Source organism: Arthrobacter sp. NicSoilB8, assembly GCF_019977355.1.
GTDB lineage: Bacteria > Actinomycetota > Actinomycetes > Actinomycetales > Micrococcaceae > Arthrobacter.
The window spans coordinates 841633-860044 of record NZ_AP024655.1 but is presented as its reverse complement, the minus strand read 5'-3'; the positions used below and the strand labels follow the sequence as shown (position 1 = coordinate 860044).

The window sequence follows — 18412 nt, the reverse complement described above, 5'->3', positions numbered from 1 at the left end:
ATGAACACTGTTCATTTATGTGACGCCCGTCTCACTGGAGTAGCCATGATCGAAATCACTTCCCTCGACACCCCGCCCTCCCTCGCCCGTACCCTCCCGTCCAGCCGCCCGGCACTGCGGGTCGGCGTCGTGCAGCACCGCTGGCATCCGGACGGCGCCGTCCTGCGCGCCGAACTGGACGAAGGCATCGAACGGGCCGCCCGGCTGGGAGCCACCGTCGTCTTCCTGCCCGAGCTCACGCTGTCCCGCTACCCTGCCGACACGCTGCCCGAAAACGATGCCGCCGGGGGCGGCACCCGCCCGCGGCCCTCGGACATCGCCGAAGACCTGTTCACCGGACCCACGTTCCGTTTCGCGGCGGACGCGGCCCGCCGGCACGGAATCTGCGTCCACGCCTCGCTGTACCAGAAGTCGGAAAACCCGAATGGAACTGACGACGGGCTGGGCCTGAACACCGCCATTTTGGTGTCCCCCGCTGGCGAACTGCTGGGACGCACGCACAAGCTGCATATCCCGGTGACGGCCGGCTACTACGAGGACAAGTTCTTCCGGCAGGGGCCCGACGGCGATGACGCCTACGAGGTCCACTCCCCCGCCGAACTCGGCGGCGCACGGTTGGGCATGCCCACCTGCTGGGACGAATGGTTCCCCGAACTGGCCCGGATCTACTCCCTCGGCGGGGCGGAGCTCCTGGTCTACCCCACCGCCATCGGCTCCGAGCCGGACCACCCGGACTTCGACACCCAGCCGTTGTGGCAGCAGGTCATTGTGGGCAACGGTATCGCCAACGGGCTGTTTATGGTGGCCCCCAACCGCTGGGGCAGCGAAGGCACGCTGAACTTCTACGGTTCCTCCTTCATCTCCGATCCCTACGGCCGGATCCTCGCCCAGGCGCCGCGGGACGAATCCGCCGTCCTCGTCGCCGACCTGGACCTCGACCAGCGCCGGGACTGGCTCACGCTCTTCCCGTTCCTGGCCACGCGCCGCCCGGAAACCTACACCCGGCTGACCGAGCCCGTGCGCACCGACGCCCCGCTCGGCCGTCCTGCGGATGAGGCCAGTGCGGATGAGGCCAACGAGTATGAGGCCAGTGCGCGGAAGGTCACCGCGTGAGCGCCTGGCGGATGCCGTCCGAAACGGCACCCCAGGACCGCGTCTGGATGGCGTTCCCCACCGGCGGCTACACCCTGGGCGAGACAGCGGAAGACGCCCACGCCGCCCGCTCCGTGTGGGCCGGCGTCGCGAACGCCGTGGTGGAGTTCGAACCGGTCACCATGCTGGTGGCCCCGGAGGATGCGGAAACTGCCGCGCGCTACCTCCACCCCGATGTCGAGGTGGTCACCGCCGCGCTGAACGATGCCTGGATGCGGGACATCGGCCCCACGTTTGTCCTGGACGCCACCGGCCGGCTCGGCGCCGTGGACTGGGTGTTCAACGGCTGGGGCGGCCAGGACTGGGCCGTCTGGGACAAGGATTCGCTCGTGGCGGCGGAGGTCGCGGCCCGCTCGGGAGCCAGCCACGTGGTGTCGCCCTTGGTGAACGAGGGCGGCGGCATCCATGTGGACGGCGAAGGCACGGTCCTCGTCACCGAGACGGTGCAGCTGGATCCGGGCCGCAACCCCGGGCTCAGCAAGGCCGACGTCGAGGCGGAGCTGGCCCGGACCCTCGGCGCCAGCCACGTCGTCTGGCTGCCGCGGGGGCTGACCCGGGATTCGGAGCGGTTCGGCACGCGCGGCCACGTCGATATCGTCGCGGCCATCCCGTCCCCGGGCACCGTGCTGGTCCACTCGCAGCAGAACCCGGCCCATCCCGATTTCGAGGTCAGCCGAGAGATCATCGGCCACCTCGCCACCACCCGGGACGCGGCCGGCCGTGAATGGAACATCATCGAGGTTCCCGCCCCGGAAACCCTCACGGACGAGGAAGGCTTCGTCGACTACAGCTACATCAACCATCTGGTGGTCAACGGCGGCGTCATCGCCTGCACGTTCGGCGACCCGATGGATGAGAAGGCGTTGCGCATCCTCGGCGACGCCTACCCGGGCCGCAAAGTGGTCGGCATCAACGCCCGCGAGCTCTTCGCCCGCGGCGGCGGCATCCACTGCATCACCCAACAGCAACCGTCCACCTCCCAGAATCTCCCGGAATAAGGGTCAGCCATGAGTCAAACTATCGGCCGTGAAGACGGCATCACCACCACCGGTCACGACGTCGTCGATCCGGCCGGCTCCAAGCACGGCATCACCGGCAAGGGCCTCAAGGGCGGCCAGCTGGGCCTGCTCGCCGTCGTCGTCCTGGGCATTTCCTCCGTGGCGCCCGCCTACAGCCTCACCAGTTCGCTGGGACCGGCCGTCGGCGCCGTCGGTGTGCAGCTGCCGGCGATCTTCATCGTCGCGTTCATTCCCATGATCCTGGTGGCGTTCGCCTACCGGGAGCTCAACGCCGATTCCCCGGACAGCGGCACCACCTTCACGTGGGCCACGAAGGCGTTCGGCCCGTTCGTCGGCTGGATGGGAGGCTGGGGGCTGCTGGCCGCCAACATCATCGTCCTGTCCAATCTGGCCGGCGTCGCGGTGGACTTCTTCTACCTCTTCCTGGCCCAGGTGTTCAACAACCCCGAGCTCGCGGACCTGACCTCCAACACGGCTGTGAACATCGTTACGTGCCTCGTGTTCGTGGCACTCGCCGTCTGGGTCAGCTACCGCGGCCTGCACGCCACCAAGCTCGTGCAGTACAGCATGGTCGGATTCCAAGTGCTGGTCCTGGCCGTCTTCGTCATCATGGCGCTCAGCCACGCCGCCTCCGGTGACGCGGGCACCTCGATCGCCTTCAGCTGGGACTGGTTCAACCCGGCCAAGATCGAAAGCTTCGAGCAGTTCACCGCCGGCATGTCCCTGGCCGTCTTCGTCTACTGGGGCTGGGACGTCTGCCTCACCGTGAACGAGGAAACCAAGGGCGGCAAGGGCACCGCCGGCCGGGCAGGAACCACGACGGCGGTCGCCGTCCTGGCCCTCTACCTCGTCGTGATCGTGGCCACCATGATGGTGGCTGGCACCGGAGCCGACGGCATCGGCCTGAACAACCCGGACAACCAGTCGAATATCTTCGCAGCACTGGCCTCCCCGGTCATGGGTCCGCTCGCCATCCTGATGTCCCTGGCCGTACTCTCCGGCACCGCGTCCTCCCTGCAGTCCACCATGGCTTCCCCGGCGCGCAGTCTGCTGGCGATGGGCCACTACGGCGCCCTGCCGCCGCGTTTCGCTTCCGTCAGCAAGCGCTTCGGATCCCCCGGTTACGCCACGGTGATCGCGGGCCTGATTTCCGGCGGCTTCTACGCCGTCATGAAGGTGGTCAGCGAGAACGTCCTCAACGACACCATCATGGCCCTGGGCCTGATGATCTGCTTCTACTACGGCCTGACGGCGTTCGCCTGCACGTGGTACTTCCGGCACAGCCTGTTCTCCAGCGTCCGCAACTTCTTCATGCGGCTGCTGTTCCCGGTCCTGGGCGGCCTGGTCCTCACCGTAGTCTTCTTCCAGACCGCCGTGGACAGCTGGGCGCCGGAATTCGGTAGCGGCTCGGAGGTCTTCGGGGTGGGCCTGGTGTTCATCCTGGGGATCGGCATCCTCGCCCTTGGCCTCGTGATCATGCTCGTCGCGGCGAAATGGCATCCGGGCTTCTTCCGGGGTGAGACCATCCGCAAGGACACCCCCGCCCTGGTGGTTCCGGAGTAGCCGCAAGGCTTCCAGACGCGTACGGCCCCGCTCCCCGGACTCCGGGAGCGGGGCCGTACGTCTGCGGACTAAAATTGGGCCATGGCCCTCCGCCATATTTCCAGGAGTCTGCTGCTCGCAGCACTCGTCACGGGGTTCATCGCGGTGGTACCGTCCGCCCTCCACGCCTCACCCGCCCCGCCCCAGGAAGCCGCGCCCTGCGCGAAGTTGAGTGCCCACCAGACACGGTTCAGCGCCGGCACCGCCACCAGGGTGGTCTTCGTGACGGCCACCGACGCCGTGCTGATCACTGGCTGTGTCCGCAACGGCGAAGGTTACATTCAGGAGTGGCAGCAGACCGGCTTCATCGGCAAGAACGGGTTCGCCCCGGAAGGACAGCTGCGAGAAGGCCCATACCGGTCACCCACCGGCGCGTTCTCGGCCACCGGGGCCCTGCGCCGGGCGGATCCGGGCACCAGGCTGCTGTACCACACGGTCAATCCGAGATCACGGTGGGGCGGACCGGGCAGTCCCGCCTACAACAATTACGTGGAGGGCGGATCTCCCGCCGACGAGAACCTCTGGTACTGGATGAACCAGGGCACCTATGAGCAGGCAGCCGTCATCAACTACAACCGCCTGCCGGATGCCGTGCCAGTCCCTGGCGCCGACTACGCAATCTTCTTTGGTGCCGGCAACAGGGTCTCGGCGGGGTGCGTTTCCACAACACTCGAGACCTCGACCCGGGTAGTGAAGACCCTTGTTCCCGGCGACCGCTTCATCATGGGGGCGGTCAGTGACATCTTCGTGGCGGCCCCGCCTGCCACTTCGCCCCCTACAGTGTCCTCTCCTGCGGCGTCTTCTCCTGCTCCTTCCCCGGCTCGGGCCGCTCCAGCCACAACCACATCCCAAAGCCAGGGCACTCCTACCGCGGACACCGGCGGACCGTCGCTGGTCTCCCTCGGGTTGCTGCTTGTTGTCGGCGGTGCCGGGGCCGTAGCCATCTCCTTTGTGCTGCGGAAACGCCGGAAGGCCCAACGGTCCTGACCCTCCGCCTGGGGTTCGGCGACTAGGGCCGAGGACGTGCTCAGTTTTGCTGCACCTTCAGTTCTTCGATGCGATGCGAGTCAATGTCGGACCTTTGGTGAGCTCGGCGCCCCAGCAGCGCGTAGCTGGCAGCACTAGTCAGTCCCCCGGCCAGCCAGGAGAGGTCCCACCCGCCAAGTGCCGTGGCTATGGGCCCCTGCATCTGAGGCACCAGTCCGTACATGAATAGCCATGTGGCGAAAACCCCGAGCACAAGGGAAGTAATTCCGGCCCAGTTCACAGAGGGCAGCCTGTTTGACCCGGGAGCCGCAAATAGACGGTCTGTGCCACGCGGCCATTTCTTTTCCAGCCAGAAGAAGTGAACCAGCATGACGCCGCTCCACGCGGCAACCCACGCAACCAGGCCCACGAGCCACGAATCAAGCACGGATGCAAAGTCATCCTGGAAAATAAAGAAGACCACGGCCACAAAAGAAAGTGCCCCGACGAAGACGTTAAGCTTCCGTCGGCTGATTTGTATATCCAGGGCCTGCGTCGTCACTGAAAAGCTGTAAATATTCAGGATGTTTGTGGCGATCGGGCCATGCAGAACCATGAAGAGGACCGGGATCGCCAACGCCCCAAAATTCTGCACGATGAGCTTGCCTGGATCGATCTCTCCGCTATTGGTTGCGAGGCTGGCGCCCAGAATTCCAAGCCAGACAACCGGGATGAATTGCCCAAGCACGGAGGCCAGGTAGACCTTCCGCCCAGGTACGGAAATACTGACAAATCGTGAATAGTCTGCGGCGTAGGTGAACCAAGTAATTCCCCAGCCGATGCCGATGGCAGTCATGACGGCGCTCATGGCAGCAATCCGCTCGGATCCTTCGAGAATCTGGCCGGAGGGCCCCGCATAGGCCCAGTCGATCTTCAGTCCCAACCACGCGACCGCGGACATGATAACGAGGATGACAAGCGTGGGCGGCACAGTCCAGCGTTCAAAAGCAGCAATGGCTTTGTACCCAAACCAGGCGATTGCCACTTGGGCACCCATAATCGCTGCCGCGACGGAAATCTTCCATGCATAGTTCGGTGCGTCCGGATCAACCCAACCAAGCATGCCCAACAGGGCCATCACCAGATCCAAAATGACCCACGTATTCACTGCGCACCAGCCGATGACGAGGAGGGCTTGCATTCCCGCAGGAATGTAGTTTCCGCGGCGGCCGAAGGCGGCCCGGGACTGCACCATGGCCGTCGCCCCCGTCTTCTGACCGAGTAACACAAAACAACCGAACAACAGCATGCCGATCAGGTTCCCCAGTACCAGAACCAAAATAGTGTCAGCGAGCCCGAGGCCCAGGTGAATGCCCAAAGCCCCGAGGACCCAGTTGATTGGCGCGAGGTTGGCGCCGGCCCAAATCCAGAATTGTCCCGAGACTTTTCGAGTGCGAGCCGCCTCCGGAATCGGCTGAAGTGACGCTTCGTAGTCTCCGAGATGGACTTCGGTGTTGGTACGCTCGGCACTGCCGGGGCCGATTGGCTTGTATGTGGTCATGGCACAGATCCTTTGGTCGTTTCGGTTGTGGCGGACGTAGTTCCGTTCAAATCGTCTTGTAGATGGTCATTATTGGGCACCGAGTTTTCGGTGGTTTAGTGGTTCTGACTGGCGTGATTCATCAGCGCGCAGATTGCCGACATAGGCAAAGGCGCTTATTCGTGCATATGGGAAGCGGTGCAACTACCGGTACGTGCGACGCAGATAAATGAAAGGCCCCGATGGTCAAAATGTTCACGAGGCCTCTCATTTTATGATTGGGACTATTGGCCCGCTTTTTGTTTGGCGGCGTTCACGGCGCGACTTTCACCAGTTCCGGCTCCGGATCTGTCTCTGTCTCTGTCGCCAAGTGGGCGTCGCTATTGCGTCGACGCAGGCGTCTCTCCACCGCAAATCCCGCCAGGCCAAGGAGCACGAAGACCACAGTCACTGCGTAGTTCTGGTACCAGGGCGCTTCCGGTTGGCGCGGCCATGCGATATTGACGATCTCAAAACCCAACCACAGCAATGCGGCCACGTTCACTACTGGGCCAAGAACTCCCAGGCTGAAGGGTCCGGCATTCCACTCTCCCTTCAGCCGTACTACCAGCGCGGCCAGCACTGGAAAGATGAAAGCCACGTAGAAGCCCGCCGTCGCGAAGGCAACGAGGGCGCCGTACACCTGTGATGCCGACAGGGCCAGAACAATCATTGAAGCGACCGCGGAGACTAAGAGGGCGTTGATGGGCAGTCGGTCGGTCTTGCTGAGACGCCTCAGGATCTTGGCCGCAGGTAGGGCATCCAGCCTGGCGAACGCGAAAACCGATCGAGATACGGCCGCCTGCAGTGCCACCGTCCCGGCGATGAATCCCAGGACGATGGCCACCAGGAGGGGTTTGGTGACGCCCTCGCCGAGATTGGCAGTGAGGGTTGTCGTAATCGGGTCCGGGTCGGCCCCCGACATGGCGGCGCCAATATCCGGGATTGCGAGGAGCAGGGCCAGGCAAGAAAACGTAATGACAGATGCCACCGTGATCAGAGACGTAAGTACTGCCCTCGGAACTTTGCGTTCGGGAGATCGGACTTCCTCGGCAATTGCGCCCGCACTTTCGAATCCCACAAACGACCAACCGATGATTGCCACCGCGGCAAGGAAAGGCCCAAAGACATATGCGGTTGTGTCGGGTGCGGATCCGAAAGCGTCCAGAATCGTGCTCAGGGAATTTCGGCGATGGAAGATGATCAGTACCAACCCGACTCCCAGGCTGGCGATGACCTCACACACGATGCTCACAGTCACTAGCAGACTCAGCCATTTCCTTCCGGCAGAGTTGGCGATAGTACTTATCAACAAGATGACGGCGCCCAGCACGATTTTCGTTGTGGTGTCAGGCTGCTCAATGCCGAGCAATGAGGCAAGAAATGTGCCACCGCCGAAGGCCACGGCGGCAACTGTGATGATGAGCGTCCAGATGTAGGCCCACCCTGCGTACCAGCTGTAGGTGTGTCCGAGAAGGGACCTGGACCAGAGGCAGACCCCGCCGGCAACGGGCCATCGTGAAGCGAGTTCGGCAAGCACGGCTGCTACCAGGGCCTGGCCTAGGAGGACCACCAACAACCCCCACCAGAAGGCCGGGCCTGCGGCCATCAGGGCCAAGCCAAATACTCCGTACAAGCCGATGATTGGCGACATGAATGCGAACGCCAACGAGAAGGAGGACCAGAACCCCATCTCCCGTTTCAGTTGGAGGGATTCAGGATTAGGCGTCTGTGTTGGACCAGAGGCGTCCGACAACAGCTGGGACGGGGAGTTCATTGCCATGAGCCTTCTTTCGCTGGGTCGGTCTTAGGGGGAAGCTTCACAACGCGCGGCGGGCGTGGCTGATGGGCGGCCAAGGGCTTCGCCCTAGGGCTGTTGTGTTTTGGGGTCATAAATTTTCGCCATGTCGCCGGATTCAGCAGCCCGGCGCTCAGTTGGCGCCGGATTCAGCAGTCCGGCGCTCAGTTGGCGCCGGGTTCAGCAGTCCGGCGCTCAGTAGTGCGGATACAGCTCCGCGGACGCTGTCACTGGATTGAGGGGCTCGGCGATCAATGCAGGGTCATCGAGTGCCGCTTCCGCGAGCGCTTCGCACGTCGAGAAGCGGACGTCGCCTCGTTCCAGCGCAGTTTCGATAACCGTCCGCAGCGCCTCCAGCCGTCCTGCCCGCCCAGTGAGGAAAGGGTGGCACGTGAGCATGAAAAGCGCGCCATGGCGTCGCATTGCGTCGATCTCGTGAATCCACATGTCCGCCACGACCAGTGGCGACTGGATGATTCCACCGATCTTGGGTTCCGGAAGGAAGGCATACTGCTCCCAGTCGTCCAGGCTCCAATGCGGGGGGAGCTCCGCAACCGTCCCCGCGGGCGTTTCAATGAGATACGGGATGTCCGCATCCATCAGGCTGGAATCGTATTTCAGCCCATACTCAGCCACCAGCGACGGAGTCTGCCACGAGGGCTCCCACATTGCGGCGCGATGCCCTTTTGGAGAAATGCCGAAGCGCCCGAGCGCGGAAAGCGCCAGATCGAAGTCAGCGCGCTCGTCGTCGAAACTCATGCTCACCGCCGTGCGGTGAGTGTGTGAGTGGTGCGCGATCTCATGACCGGCTTCCAGGACCTGCTCAACCATGTGGGGATACCATTCCGCGGTTACGCCTGGAATAAAGAATGTCGCCGGCTGCTGCACGTCTTTCAACATTTGGAGAATCCGCGGAACACCCACCTTGGGTCCGAACGCCTGGTGAGTCATCGCCATTGCATTGTCGGCATGGCGGCGGCCGGCGGCCAGGATGGGGGACTCGGCGTCGACGTCGAACGTCAGCGCGGCAACGCACGCCGCCCCCTGCCTCCAGCCGCTCTTATTAAATGTCATGATTGCCCCTATCAGAAGAAATGGGTCAGAAGAACAGGCTCAGAAGTCATGAGTGGAGAGCCAGTCGGCGTAGTCGCCGAGGGCCCGCTGCAGGGGCCAGGCCGATTCGTAGCCCAGATCCGCGCCAGCGGAAGCGATGCTGAAGTGGCCCTGCAGGTCCAAGGTTGGATCCGTCCCGGGACCGATCTCCACGGTGGCGTCCGGGAATGCCATTCGAACTTCTTTGACTACGTCACTGAGTGTCCAGTACTCGCTGCCGGAGATGTTGTAGGCCAGGGGCCTGGCCGAGGCTGTTTGCGGTGCCTGGACTGCCGCCAGTATGGCAAGAGCGACGTCGCGGACGTAGACCAGGTTATAGCGGTGATCGGCCCCGTGGTCCTGTGAGAATGAACCGTCACGGACTACGCCGCGCATGATATCCCGCAGGACTTCATCCATGCGGTTTCCGGGTCCGTAAACTTGGCCGATGCGCAGGGAGATGACGTCGATTCCATACCTGTCGCCGTAGACCTGGCCGAGCCATTCCCCGGTAACCTTCGTCACGGCGTAGGGCGTCGTGGGATTTACCGGCTCCGATTCGAGAACGACCGGTGCTGAGGTCTTTCCGTACACGCACTCGGAAGAGAAGTTGATGATCCGTTTGACGCCGTGGAGTCGTGCTGCCTCGAAAACCGCCACTGTTCCCTCGACGTTGGCTGCAAACGTCGCCAGGGGAAAGCTCAAAGAATAGGTCGGGTGGGATATCGCGGCGGTATGGACGATGGTGTCAATGTCGTGCTCCTTGAATACTTCGAGGAGGCGAGGGATATCAAACAGTTCGCCCTGAATGGAAACCACATCGGGGCGTGGAGCCTCGAGGAAATCCCGGTTGTAGCTGACAGTCTGATGGCCGGCGTCGGCAAGTTCGTTGATGATGTGGCGGCCAGTGAATCCGGCACCACCTGTGACCAGGACAGAGCTCATGTGATTTTGCCTTTCAGCGCGAGTGATAGATGTCAGTGTCCGAGGGGGAACGTCGTGGTTCGACCACCGTCGACAACAAGGTTTGTTCCCGTGACATATGAGGAATCGGGGCCCAACAGCCACAGCGCCGCGGCCGCAATCTCCTCCGGCAGGGCGAATCGGCCAAGAGGCACGGACGCTTCGTCCCTGGCGCGTTCTTCTTCGTTCGCGAACTCGGCCGCAAGCATCGGAGTATCTGTCGTGCCCGGCGACAGCGCGTTGACCCGGACGCCGGCAGGTGCAAGTTCGGCGGCCAAGGACCGCACCATCGACAGGACGCCGCCCTTGGTCGCGGTGTATGCGCTGTAGCCGGCCTGGCCGACGAGTGATAGTTCGCTGGCAGTGCAGACGAGCGAGCCCCCGCCGTTGGATGAGAGCGTTCGCGCCGCTGCCCTGGCGAAGTGGAAAGTGCCGGTCAAGTTCACCTGGATCAGTCTCTGCCACAGTTTGTCGGACGTTTCGGCGATGGGCGCAACGCTGGAAATTCCCGCGGCGTTGAAGGCCCCGCTCAGGGGGCCGAGTTCTGTTTCCGCCCGGGCGAAGGCGCTATCGACCTGCTGGGACTCAGAGACGTCAGCTTCGATGAAGATCACGGCGCCCGACAGTTGGCGTTTTGCGTCATCAAGCAGACGGTCCGGGAGCCCTACTGCTGCAACCTTTGCCCCTTGCGCCAGGAGGGCCCTGGTGGTCGCGAGACCGATGCCGGAGCTGGCTCCGGTGACAAGGTAGGTCTTGTCCTGAAAATGGCTCATGTCTTCTCTTCCCCATTGATTGTGCCAGGGTGGGCAGTATGCCCCCGGTCACGATTCGGGGGCATACGCCGGAATTGCCGATTTAGCCTAGCTGGCTGATTTAGCCAACGAGCGCACGAGTGTGGTCGTTAAGGAATATTCCGCGGGGGTCGAACTCCCGGCGCACCTGGATGAAGGTGTCAATCTCCGGGTAGAGACGCTCCAAGCGGCTCCTCGTCATGAAATGGATCTTTCCCCAGTGCGCACGCGGCTCGAATTCCTGAAGCAGCGCGTCTGCATCCCGGAAGAAAGGCCAGTAGTCAGTTCCAGGTTGGGTGGTCAGGGTAATGACGGTGGTGTCCCGTCCCTGGAACTGGGACATGTAACCTTCGTCGGCTTTCACCCAGCGGACCTCAACGGGGTACTTCTGGTCGGGATGCTTGGTGCGGATCAGCTCCTGGACAGCCTCGACGGCCTCCAGGCCGTGCTGGCTGGGAACGAAGTACTCGAGTTCATGGAACTGTGTGGTGAATCCGCCCGGGTAGATGCGGTAAGACCGGTCCAGCCGGGCACCCTCCGTGCGCGAAATTTCATGCTCGTCCTGGATCGGGGCAATGTTGTACCGCTTGGTGTAGCTGCGGTTCGCCATCTTCTGGCTCGGCGAACCGGGTAGGTCCAGGAGCTCGCATGAATCGTCGTCCGGGCACCAGAGGAACGAGTAGTGCCTGTTCGCGTCGATGTCGGCCTGCCAGGTTGCCGCGGTCTCCGCCCACGTGGGATACGTAATCTCCTCCTGCAGGTAATAGCGGTCCGCTACCGCCAGTTCGACCTCCAGGAAGATTCCGAGCGTCCCCAAGGCGACCTGGGCGGCCTTGAGTTCGCGGAGCTGCCCTTCACCAATTTCGACGATTTCGCCGTAACCGTTGATCAGCCTGACCCAACGCAGGTTTGATGAAAAGCTGCCCAGATCCTTTCCGGAGCCGTGGGTGCTGGTCGAGAGCGCCCCGGCGATCTGCTGCTTATCGATGTCGCCCTGGTTGCCCAGTGCCAGCCCCTGCTCCCACAGCGGATCGCCAAAAGCGCTGATGGTGGTGCCCGCCAGGGCCCTCGCGCGACGCCGCACAGTGTCGGTCCCGGTGATTGCCGAGAGTGCGGACATGTCCATCAGGACGCCGCCCGTCTGAACAAGCGGAGAGGAGGAATGTCCTGAGCCGACTGCGCGGACTGGCAGGCCTTCGCGGATGGCGAACCGGACGGCGTCGAGCGCTTCCTGTTCAGTCCGCGGCCGGACCGTGAAGGCCGGCGTGGCGCTCTGGTTTCCGCCCCAGTTGGTCCACGTTACGTCTGTCCCGAAGGGAGCGGACGGGGTTGCGGCGCGTGCCGACGACGCGGCGTGGGGATGATTCGTGGTGGTCATTGCTGAGCTCCGATGCTGGTCTCAACGCTCACGCGCTGTGGTTGATCATGACGTGCTTGGTCCGGGAGTAATCGTCCAAGGCATACAGCGAGAGGTCGCGGCCATAGCCGGATCCTTTGAATCCGCCCCACGGAACCTCACAAGCCAAGACCAGGTGTGAATTGACCCAGACGGTGCCGAAATCGAGTTGCTTCGGAACGCTGAGCGAGAGGCTCGAATCCCGCGTCCATACCGAGGCAGAAAGGCCGTAGGGGCTCTCGTTGGCCCGGGTAATGGCCTCTTCGGTGGAGCTGAAGGACTCGACGGTGACGACGGGACCAAAGATTTCGTGAGTGGCAATGTGGGCCCCGGCCGGTACGTTGCTGATCACTGTGGGTTCAATGAAGTAGCCGGGACCTTCCAAGGCCGAGCCACCGATGGCCACCTGAAGACCCGCGGCCTTTGCCTCGGCAAGCGATTCCTTTACGCGTTCGAAGTGCGGCCGCGAAATCATGGGACCGATTTCCACCTCGTCCCCTGCACCCGGGGCGCCGACGACGAGCGTGCCGACTTCCCGCACCAGATGCTCGGCGAACTCCTCAGCCACCGATTCGTGGACCAGCACGCGGCACGCAGCGCCACAGTCCTGGCCGGCATTCCAGAAGCCGGCGTTTCGCACACCGGCGGCGGCCGCGCGGAGGTCCGCGTCGGGGAAGACAACAACAGGGGCCTTGCCGCCGAGTTCGAGGTGGACGCGCTTGACGGATTTGGCCGCGGTCTCTGCCACTGCCTGTCCGCTGACGACGCTTCCCGTCAACGCAATGAGGGCGACATCAGGGTGCTCGGAGAGCCGCTGCCCAACGGTTCGGCCTTGTCCCGTCACGACGTTGAGAATTCCATCGGGGATGCGTCCGGCTGTAAGTTCTGCCAGCTTCAGCGTCGAGAGCGGAGTCTGTTCCGAAGGCTTGAGGACGATGCTGTTTCCGGCGGCCAGGATGGGCGCGATCTTCCAAGCAGCCATCAGTAGCGGGTAGTTCCAAGGCGTGATGACGCCTACGACGCCGACGGGTTCCCTGAGGATGACCGAGGTATGTCCGGTGGCGTAGTCGCCGCCTGCCATGGACGTCAGTGTGCGGGAAGCTCCGGCCATGAACCGGAAGGTATCGATGGTGCTGGAGACATCGTCTTCCGCGACCATTCGCGGTTTACCGGTGTTGGCGGACTCGATGATTTCGAATGCTTCACGGTTGGCTTCAATGATGTTGGCGATCAGCGAGAGCACCTCGGACCGTTCCTTCGGGGTCGTGGCGCCCCAGGACTTCTGGGCCGCCACGGCCGCCTCAACCGCGACGTCCACATCCGAGGCCGTGCCGGCCTGCACGGACGCGATGACCTGCTCCGTGGTGGGATCCACAACGTCTATGAGCCGGGTCGAGGAGCCGGGAACGAATGATCCACCGATGAAATGCCCCGTTGGAGGCAAAACGCTGGCGCAGCTTTGCTCCGCGGACGAGCGTCGGACTGTGAACCGCTCGAGGTCAGTGATTGTCATGATTTTTAGCCTTTGTTTTCTGCGCCGATTTCGACGTCGGCAGTCATGTGGGGTGGGGGGACATGCCCGGGGGTGGGCGGTATGGCCGCCCCCGGGCCGACTTGCGCGAGGGTGGGCGTTAGGCCTGAGGGGCTTCAATCAGCTCAGTTGCGAATGCAGGCGACTGAAAGGGGGCTGCTTCCGGCTCCTTCCGGAACACTCGCGCCGCAAAGTAGTAGAGGGGTGCAACGACCACCAGGCCAACAATCCAGGAGACGTCCACGCCGTTCATCGCTGCGGCAGCAGGGCCTGTGAACATCGCTGTTGCCGAGAACGGAACCTGGATCAGTGCGCCGGCAACATAGGCTCCGATCGCAACCCAGTTGAACCGTCCGTACACCCCGCCGTCGCGCTTGAAGAAGTCTTCAACCCTGTAGTCGCCGTGACGCAGGAGGTAGTAGTCGACGAGGTTGATGGCCGTCCAGGGAACCAGGACGTACATCAGGAAGGAGAGGAAGTTCGTGTAGAAGAAGATGAAATTGTCGCGGGCAAACAGTGCGATCACGAGGGCGAGGGTGAAGATGAGGATCGCCGCAATGGTCCGGGTCTTGGCGTGGGGCAACCAGGTCGGCCTGAACGTCTGCCCGATGGTGAGCGTGCACAGGACCCCGCAGTAGAGGTTCATGGCGTTCGACGCCGCAACGCCGAGGCAGAAGATTCCGATGATCACCATGGTCCATGGCCCTAGCATGGCTCCCAGGCTCCCGACTATTTCGACGCTGCTGCCATCGTTGATCAGTGTCAGGGCAAGCGTTCCCACCAAGGCACCCAACACCATCGGGAAGAGTGTTCCCAAGACGCAGCCCGAGTACGATGCCCAGAACGCCGGGGCCGAGCCGGTGCCCTGAGGCATATAGCGGGAGTAGTCCGAGACGTAGGGAGCGTAGGCGAGCTGCCAGAGGGCGGAGACGGAGATGGTGGCCATGAAGCCCACCCAGTTGAAGTTTCCCTGGTTCAGGAAGCTGGCCGGCAATCCGTGGACGGCCAGGATCCAGACGAAGGCCAGCACCAGCGCCAGACCCGCCACGATGCTCAAGAAGCGTGCATAGGCGTGGATGAGCCGGTAGCCGAAGATGGTGGCAACGACGCTCAAGACGCCAATGACAATGATGCCTGCGTCAACACTGATGCCTGGGCTGACTGCGGCCAGTGCTTGACCGCCAAAGACGAGGTTCGCCGCAAAGAACCCGACGTACATGATCACCACGATGACAACGATCAGTAGCGCACCGTACGAACCGAATTGGCCGCGGGTCTGAATCATCTGCGCCACACCCAGTTGTGGACCTTGGGCCGAATGCAGCGCCATGAAGATGCCACCGACGACGTTCCCAATGATGATTCCGACGATGGCGGGCACAAAGTTGAGCCCGAACACAGTGGTCGCGAGTCCCCCGGTCACGATGGTCATGATCATGATGTTGGAACCAAACCAGATGGTGAAAAGGTCCCGGGCTTTTCCATGGCGTTCGTGGGCGGGGATGGGTTGAATGGTCTTGTCCTCGAGCCGGGGTACCTCGGCTGCGGTGGGTGGGCGGTGAGCGTTCATGATGCGTTCCAGGAGTTCATGGGATTCTCTTTGTTCTGTCCCGGCGCTTCGTCGAGCACGGGATCTGATGTATCAATCATTCGTGACTTTCGTCACAGAGGAAATCCGGCGATTGAATAGTAGCCGTAGACCTGTTCATACATATGTACAAATCAGGCGCGAATGCCCAGCAGTTGTGGCTCAAACGGTGGCCGCTTGCAGCTCCTGGGCGACGTTGGCGGAGGCCTTGCTGCGGTTCACCATCAGGGCGAGGAGGTCGAAGACAAGGGTCGCCGCGGCGACGGTGGTGATGTCCGCGTGGTCGTAGGCCGGAGCGACCTCGACGACGTCGGCACCTACGATGTTGATGCCGTTTAGTCCGCGGAGCAGCGCCAGGAGCTCGCGAGAGTGGAGCCCGCCCATTTCCGGAGTGCCGGTGCCCGGCGCGTAGGACGGGTCCAGGACATCGATGTCGATGGAGACATAGACCGGGGTGTCGCCCAGCCGGTCCTTGACGCGCTGGATCGCGGCCGGAACACCGATGACGTCCAGGTCCGAGCAGCGGATGATCTGGAAGCCGAACTCGTGGTCGCGGAGGAAGTCGTTACGGTCGTAAACCGGGCCGCGGATGCCCACGTGCATCGACTTATCCTCGACGAGAAGGCCTTCTTCGAATGCCCGGCGAAAGATGGTTCCGTGCGTGACCGGCTGGTCGAAATAGGCGTCCCAGGTGTCCAGGTGCGCGTCAAAGTGGAGCAGGGCCACCGGGCCGTGGACCTTGTTCAATGCCCGCAGCATCGGGAGCGCGATGGTGTGGTCACCGCCGATGGAGATCAGCCTCTTGCCGGAGCCGGCGTCGCCGAGGAGCGGGAGGGCCTGCTCCTCGATCTCGCGGACTGCGCGGGCGATGTCGTAGGGGGTGCAGGCGATGTCGCCGGCGTCTACAACCTGGGCCTCGTACACGGGCTCGACGTCGAGTTCCGGGTGGTAGCCGGGGCGCAGGAGCCGCGACGCTTCACGGACAGCCGCCGGACCGAAGCGGGCGCCCGGGCGGTAGGAGGTGCCGCCGTCGAACGGGACACCGACTATCGCAATGTCGTAGTCCGGGACACGGTCAATCTGCGGAAGCCTGGCGAAGGTGCCCAGGCCTGCGTAGCGGGGGACTTTTGTTGCATCGACGGGACCGATTGGCTTGTGGGTGGTCATGTCAGGGATCCTCCAGTTACTTGGGTTCAGCCGGCTTGGCGGTTTTCTTTTCCGTACTTGGCGGTACTGGGCTCCTGCGCCGGTTGAGGTCTATGCCTTAACTATTAGTGATCGGCGTCACGCGGCCTATGCGCCGATTGACTACAAATAACCGAGGGGCTTATACATATGTATAAGCGGCTTGGGGTGGCGGCCTCAGCACTCATGAATAGGAACCACGCATGGCGATCACCGTGTCGGAATTGCTGGCCGAACCCCAGCTGGGCCTGAGTCTTCTGGCGGGTTCCGCCGGCCTGGGCAACAGGGTCACCTGGGCCCATACGTCCGACCTCCCGCGCCTGTGGGAATGGGTCACCGGCGGGGAACTCATGATGACCAACGGGCTCTCCATCCCGGCGGATCCCGCGGGGCAGGTGGAGCTGGCCGAGGCACTGGTCAATGCAGGTGCCAGCGCCCTTGCGATCGGCGAGCAGATGCATGCCCCTGAGCTACTTCCCGAGTTTTTCGAAGTCTGCGACCACCTGCCCTTGCCGGTCATCAGCATCCCTTACCCGCTTCCATTCATCGCCATCGCACGTTCTGTCGCCGAGTCTTCGCTGCTTGAGGAGTCCCGCAGACTGCGTCAGACGGCCCGCATCTATGACCTGCTGCGGCTTGCCGGGCCATCTGAGGACAACTGGCTAAGCCTGATCCTGGGCATCGAAGCCGAACTCGACGCGAGCCTCTTCGTGGTTGATCGACGGTGCCTGCATGCCTGGCATCCCGGAGGCCAGTCATTGCCTCCGGGCCTAAAGCAGGATCTTGAACCGCTGACCAGCAAATCACCGGTCGCCAGCAAGAAGTTCCAGTGGCACCGTTTGGCGGGCAGCCACGTTCTGTTGATGGACATCCCGACTCACGCCAATGCGCTTCTGGTGGTGTTGCCCAATTCCGAGCCCGTCCCGGATGCGGTGGTGCTGCTCCATGCGGCCACGGTCCTTGGGCTGGAGCTGTCGCGGACGATGCTGTCCCTTGAGAACCAGCGCCGCCTAGGCGCGGAGTTCCTTTTGCAGGCTTTTGACGGGCGCCTGGGCATAGCCGACATTGAAAGCCGGCTGCCTGAGTTTGGGATTTCGTCGCGGGAATTCCGAATCGTCTCCATGTCCAGCGACAACGGCGAGCGCCTGGCGGAGATCCACGTGGATCTTTGGCGGCACGGCTATCCGACGGCGTGCCAGCGCACTTTCAACACACTGCATTTGGCTGTCGCCTCAGACTGTTCCGACGATCTGCTGCGGCATGCCGTCCCCTCGGACGTGAGGATCGGAATCAGCCGGCCTTCCGCGGCGGCCGGGGCGCAGAGAGCACTTCAGGAATCAATGTGGGCGCTGGGGACGGCGTCAAGCACCGGCGAGGGCTTGGTCCGTTATGCCGAGGGACCCTCGTGGCTGGGGCTCACCAGCTTCGAGGAGGGCCACGCATTGGTCCAGCGGCTTCTCGGACCCATATTCCAGTACGAACAGGGAGAAAACGGTGACCTCCTTGTCACGCTGAAGACGTTCCTTGACTCGCAACGGTCCTGGCAGAAGACGGCGACCGCCCTGTTCGCGCATCGACAGACCATCATCTATCGCATCCGGAAGATCAGTGAGCTGACGGGCCTTGATATGTCCGAAACCTCCACGATTGCACAACTGTGGTTTGCCCTGCAGATCCATGACGCCATGGGCGTCCAGGGCAAGCTGGGGCATCTGCCCACGGCCGACGTCAGCACTCCACGGCGTTAACG

Annotated in this window: 14 protein-coding genes; 5 read left to right on the top strand and 9 right to left on the bottom strand. The window is 62.9% G+C overall.

The window, feature by feature from the left end:
- The first annotated feature begins 45 nt into the window (after positions 1-45).
- From LDO15_RS03915 to LDO15_RS03900, 4 genes are all read left to right on the top strand, one after another.
- Positions 46-1113 (top strand): nitrilase-related carbon-nitrogen hydrolase, encoded by a 1068-nt coding sequence (locus LDO15_RS03915; RefSeq protein WP_223984204.1) that lies wholly within the window; start codon positions 46-48, stop codon positions 1111-1113.
- Complete coding sequence (locus LDO15_RS03910; RefSeq protein ID WP_223984203.1) at positions 1110-2150, top strand: agmatine deiminase family protein; 1041 nt, start codon at positions 1110-1112, stop codon at positions 2148-2150. The genes LDO15_RS03915 and LDO15_RS03910 overlap by 4 nt, the downstream gene beginning before the upstream one ends.
- Positions 2151-2159: 9 nt before the next feature.
- On the top strand, positions 2160-3734 hold the full coding sequence (locus tag LDO15_RS03905) for an APC family permease (protein WP_223984202.1): 1575 nt from the start codon (positions 2160-2162) through the stop codon (positions 3732-3734).
- A gap of 81 nt (positions 3735-3815) precedes the next feature.
- A complete protein-coding gene (locus LDO15_RS03900) occupies positions 3816-4760 on the top strand; it encodes a hypothetical protein (RefSeq protein ID WP_223984201.1) in 945 nt (314 codons plus the stop codon).
- 40 nt (positions 4761-4800) lie between these two features.
- Here the strand turns inward: LDO15_RS03900 and LDO15_RS03895 are convergent, their stop codons facing one another.
- The 9 genes from LDO15_RS03895 to speB all read right to left on the bottom strand — a co-directional run bounded on the left by LDO15_RS03895 (position 4801) and on the right by speB (position 16644).
- Positions 4801-6300, bottom strand: coding sequence for a cytosine permease (locus LDO15_RS03895; protein ID WP_223984200.1), 1500 nt, complete (start codon positions 6298-6300; stop codon positions 4801-4803).
- Positions 6301-6592: 292 nt separating this feature from the next.
- Positions 6593-8101 (bottom strand): amino acid permease, encoded by a 1509-nt coding sequence (locus LDO15_RS03890; RefSeq protein WP_223984199.1) that lies wholly within the window; start codon positions 8099-8101, stop codon positions 6593-6595.
- 210 nt (positions 8102-8311) lie between these two features.
- A complete protein-coding gene (locus LDO15_RS03885; protein WP_223984198.1) occupies positions 8312-9190 on the bottom strand; it encodes a polysaccharide deacetylase in 879 nt (292 codons plus the stop codon).
- Positions 9191-9229: 39 nt separating this feature from the next.
- Entirely contained in the window at positions 9230-10153 is a 924-nt protein-coding gene (locus tag LDO15_RS03880; protein WP_223984197.1) for an NAD(P)-dependent oxidoreductase, read from the bottom strand.
- Positions 10154-10185: 32 nt separating this feature from the next.
- Entirely contained in the window at positions 10186-10944 is a 759-nt protein-coding gene (locus LDO15_RS03875; RefSeq protein ID WP_223984195.1) for an SDR family NAD(P)-dependent oxidoreductase, read from the bottom strand.
- A gap of 100 nt (positions 10945-11044) precedes the next feature.
- Positions 11045-12340: a D-arabinono-1,4-lactone oxidase gene (locus tag LDO15_RS03870; protein ID WP_223984192.1), complete on the bottom strand. Its 1296-nt coding sequence runs from the start codon at positions 12338-12340 to the stop codon at positions 11045-11047.
- A 28-nt stretch (positions 12341-12368) separates the two neighbouring features.
- Complete coding sequence (locus tag LDO15_RS03865) at positions 12369-13871, bottom strand: aldehyde dehydrogenase family protein (protein ID WP_223984189.1); 1503 nt, start codon at positions 13869-13871, stop codon at positions 12369-12371.
- Positions 13872-13989: 118 nt separating this feature from the next.
- Positions 13990-15459: a cytosine permease gene (locus tag LDO15_RS03860; protein WP_223984186.1), complete on the bottom strand. Its 1470-nt coding sequence runs from the start codon at positions 15457-15459 to the stop codon at positions 13990-13992.
- Between the two features lie 180 nt (positions 15460-15639).
- Complete coding sequence (gene speB, locus LDO15_RS03855) at positions 15640-16644, bottom strand: agmatinase (protein ID WP_223984183.1); 1005 nt, start codon at positions 16642-16644, stop codon at positions 15640-15642.
- 221 nt (positions 16645-16865) lie between these two features.
- On the opposite strand from speB, the gene LDO15_RS03850 reads away from it, so the two are divergent.
- Positions 16866-18410, top strand: coding sequence for a PucR family transcriptional regulator (locus LDO15_RS03850; RefSeq protein ID WP_223984181.1), 1545 nt, complete (start codon positions 16866-16868; stop codon positions 18408-18410).
- Positions 18411-18412 lie beyond the last annotated feature (2 nt).

Excerpts from the sequence above, each read along its gene's own strand:
- LDO15_RS03915 (WP_223984204.1), top strand. The coding sequence starts at position 46 with ATGATCGAAATCACTTCCCTCGACACCCCGCCCTCCCTCGCCCGTACC.
- LDO15_RS03905 (WP_223984202.1), top strand. The coding sequence starts at position 2,160 with ATGAGTCAAACTATCGGCCGTGAAGACGGCATCACCACCACCGGTCAC.
- LDO15_RS03900 (WP_223984201.1), top strand. The coding sequence starts at position 3,816 with ATGGCCCTCCGCCATATTTCCAGGAGTCTGCTGCTCGCAGCACTCGTC.
- LDO15_RS03895 (WP_223984200.1), bottom strand. The coding sequence starts at position 6,300 with ATGACCACATACAAGCCAATCGGCCCCGGCAGTGCCGAGCGTACCAAC.
- LDO15_RS03890 (WP_223984199.1), bottom strand. The coding sequence starts at position 8,101 with ATGGCAATGAACTCCCCGTCCCAGCTGTTGTCGGACGCCTCTGGTCCA.
- LDO15_RS03885 (WP_223984198.1), bottom strand. The coding sequence starts at position 9,190 with ATGACATTTAATAAGAGCGGCTGGAGGCAGGGGGCGGCGTGCGTTGCC.
- LDO15_RS03880 (WP_223984197.1), bottom strand. The coding sequence starts at position 10,153 with ATGAGCTCTGTCCTGGTCACAGGTGGTGCCGGATTCACTGGCCGCCAC.
- LDO15_RS03875 (WP_223984195.1), bottom strand. The coding sequence starts at position 10,944 with ATGAGCCATTTTCAGGACAAGACCTACCTTGTCACCGGAGCCAGCTCC.
- LDO15_RS03870 (WP_223984192.1), bottom strand. The coding sequence starts at position 12,340 with ATGACCACCACGAATCATCCCCACGCCGCGTCGTCGGCACGCGCCGCA.
- LDO15_RS03865 (WP_223984189.1), bottom strand. The coding sequence starts at position 13,871 with ATGACAATCACTGACCTCGAGCGGTTCACAGTCCGACGCTCGTCCGCG.
- LDO15_RS03860 (WP_223984186.1), bottom strand. The coding sequence starts at position 15,459 with ATGAACGCTCACCGCCCACCCACCGCAGCCGAGGTACCCCGGCTCGAG.
- speB (WP_223984183.1), bottom strand. The coding sequence starts at position 16,644 with ATGACCACCCACAAGCCAATCGGTCCCGTCGATGCAACAAAAGTCCCC.
- LDO15_RS03850 (WP_223984181.1), top strand. The coding sequence starts at position 16,866 with ATGGCGATCACCGTGTCGGAATTGCTGGCCGAACCCCAGCTGGGCCTG.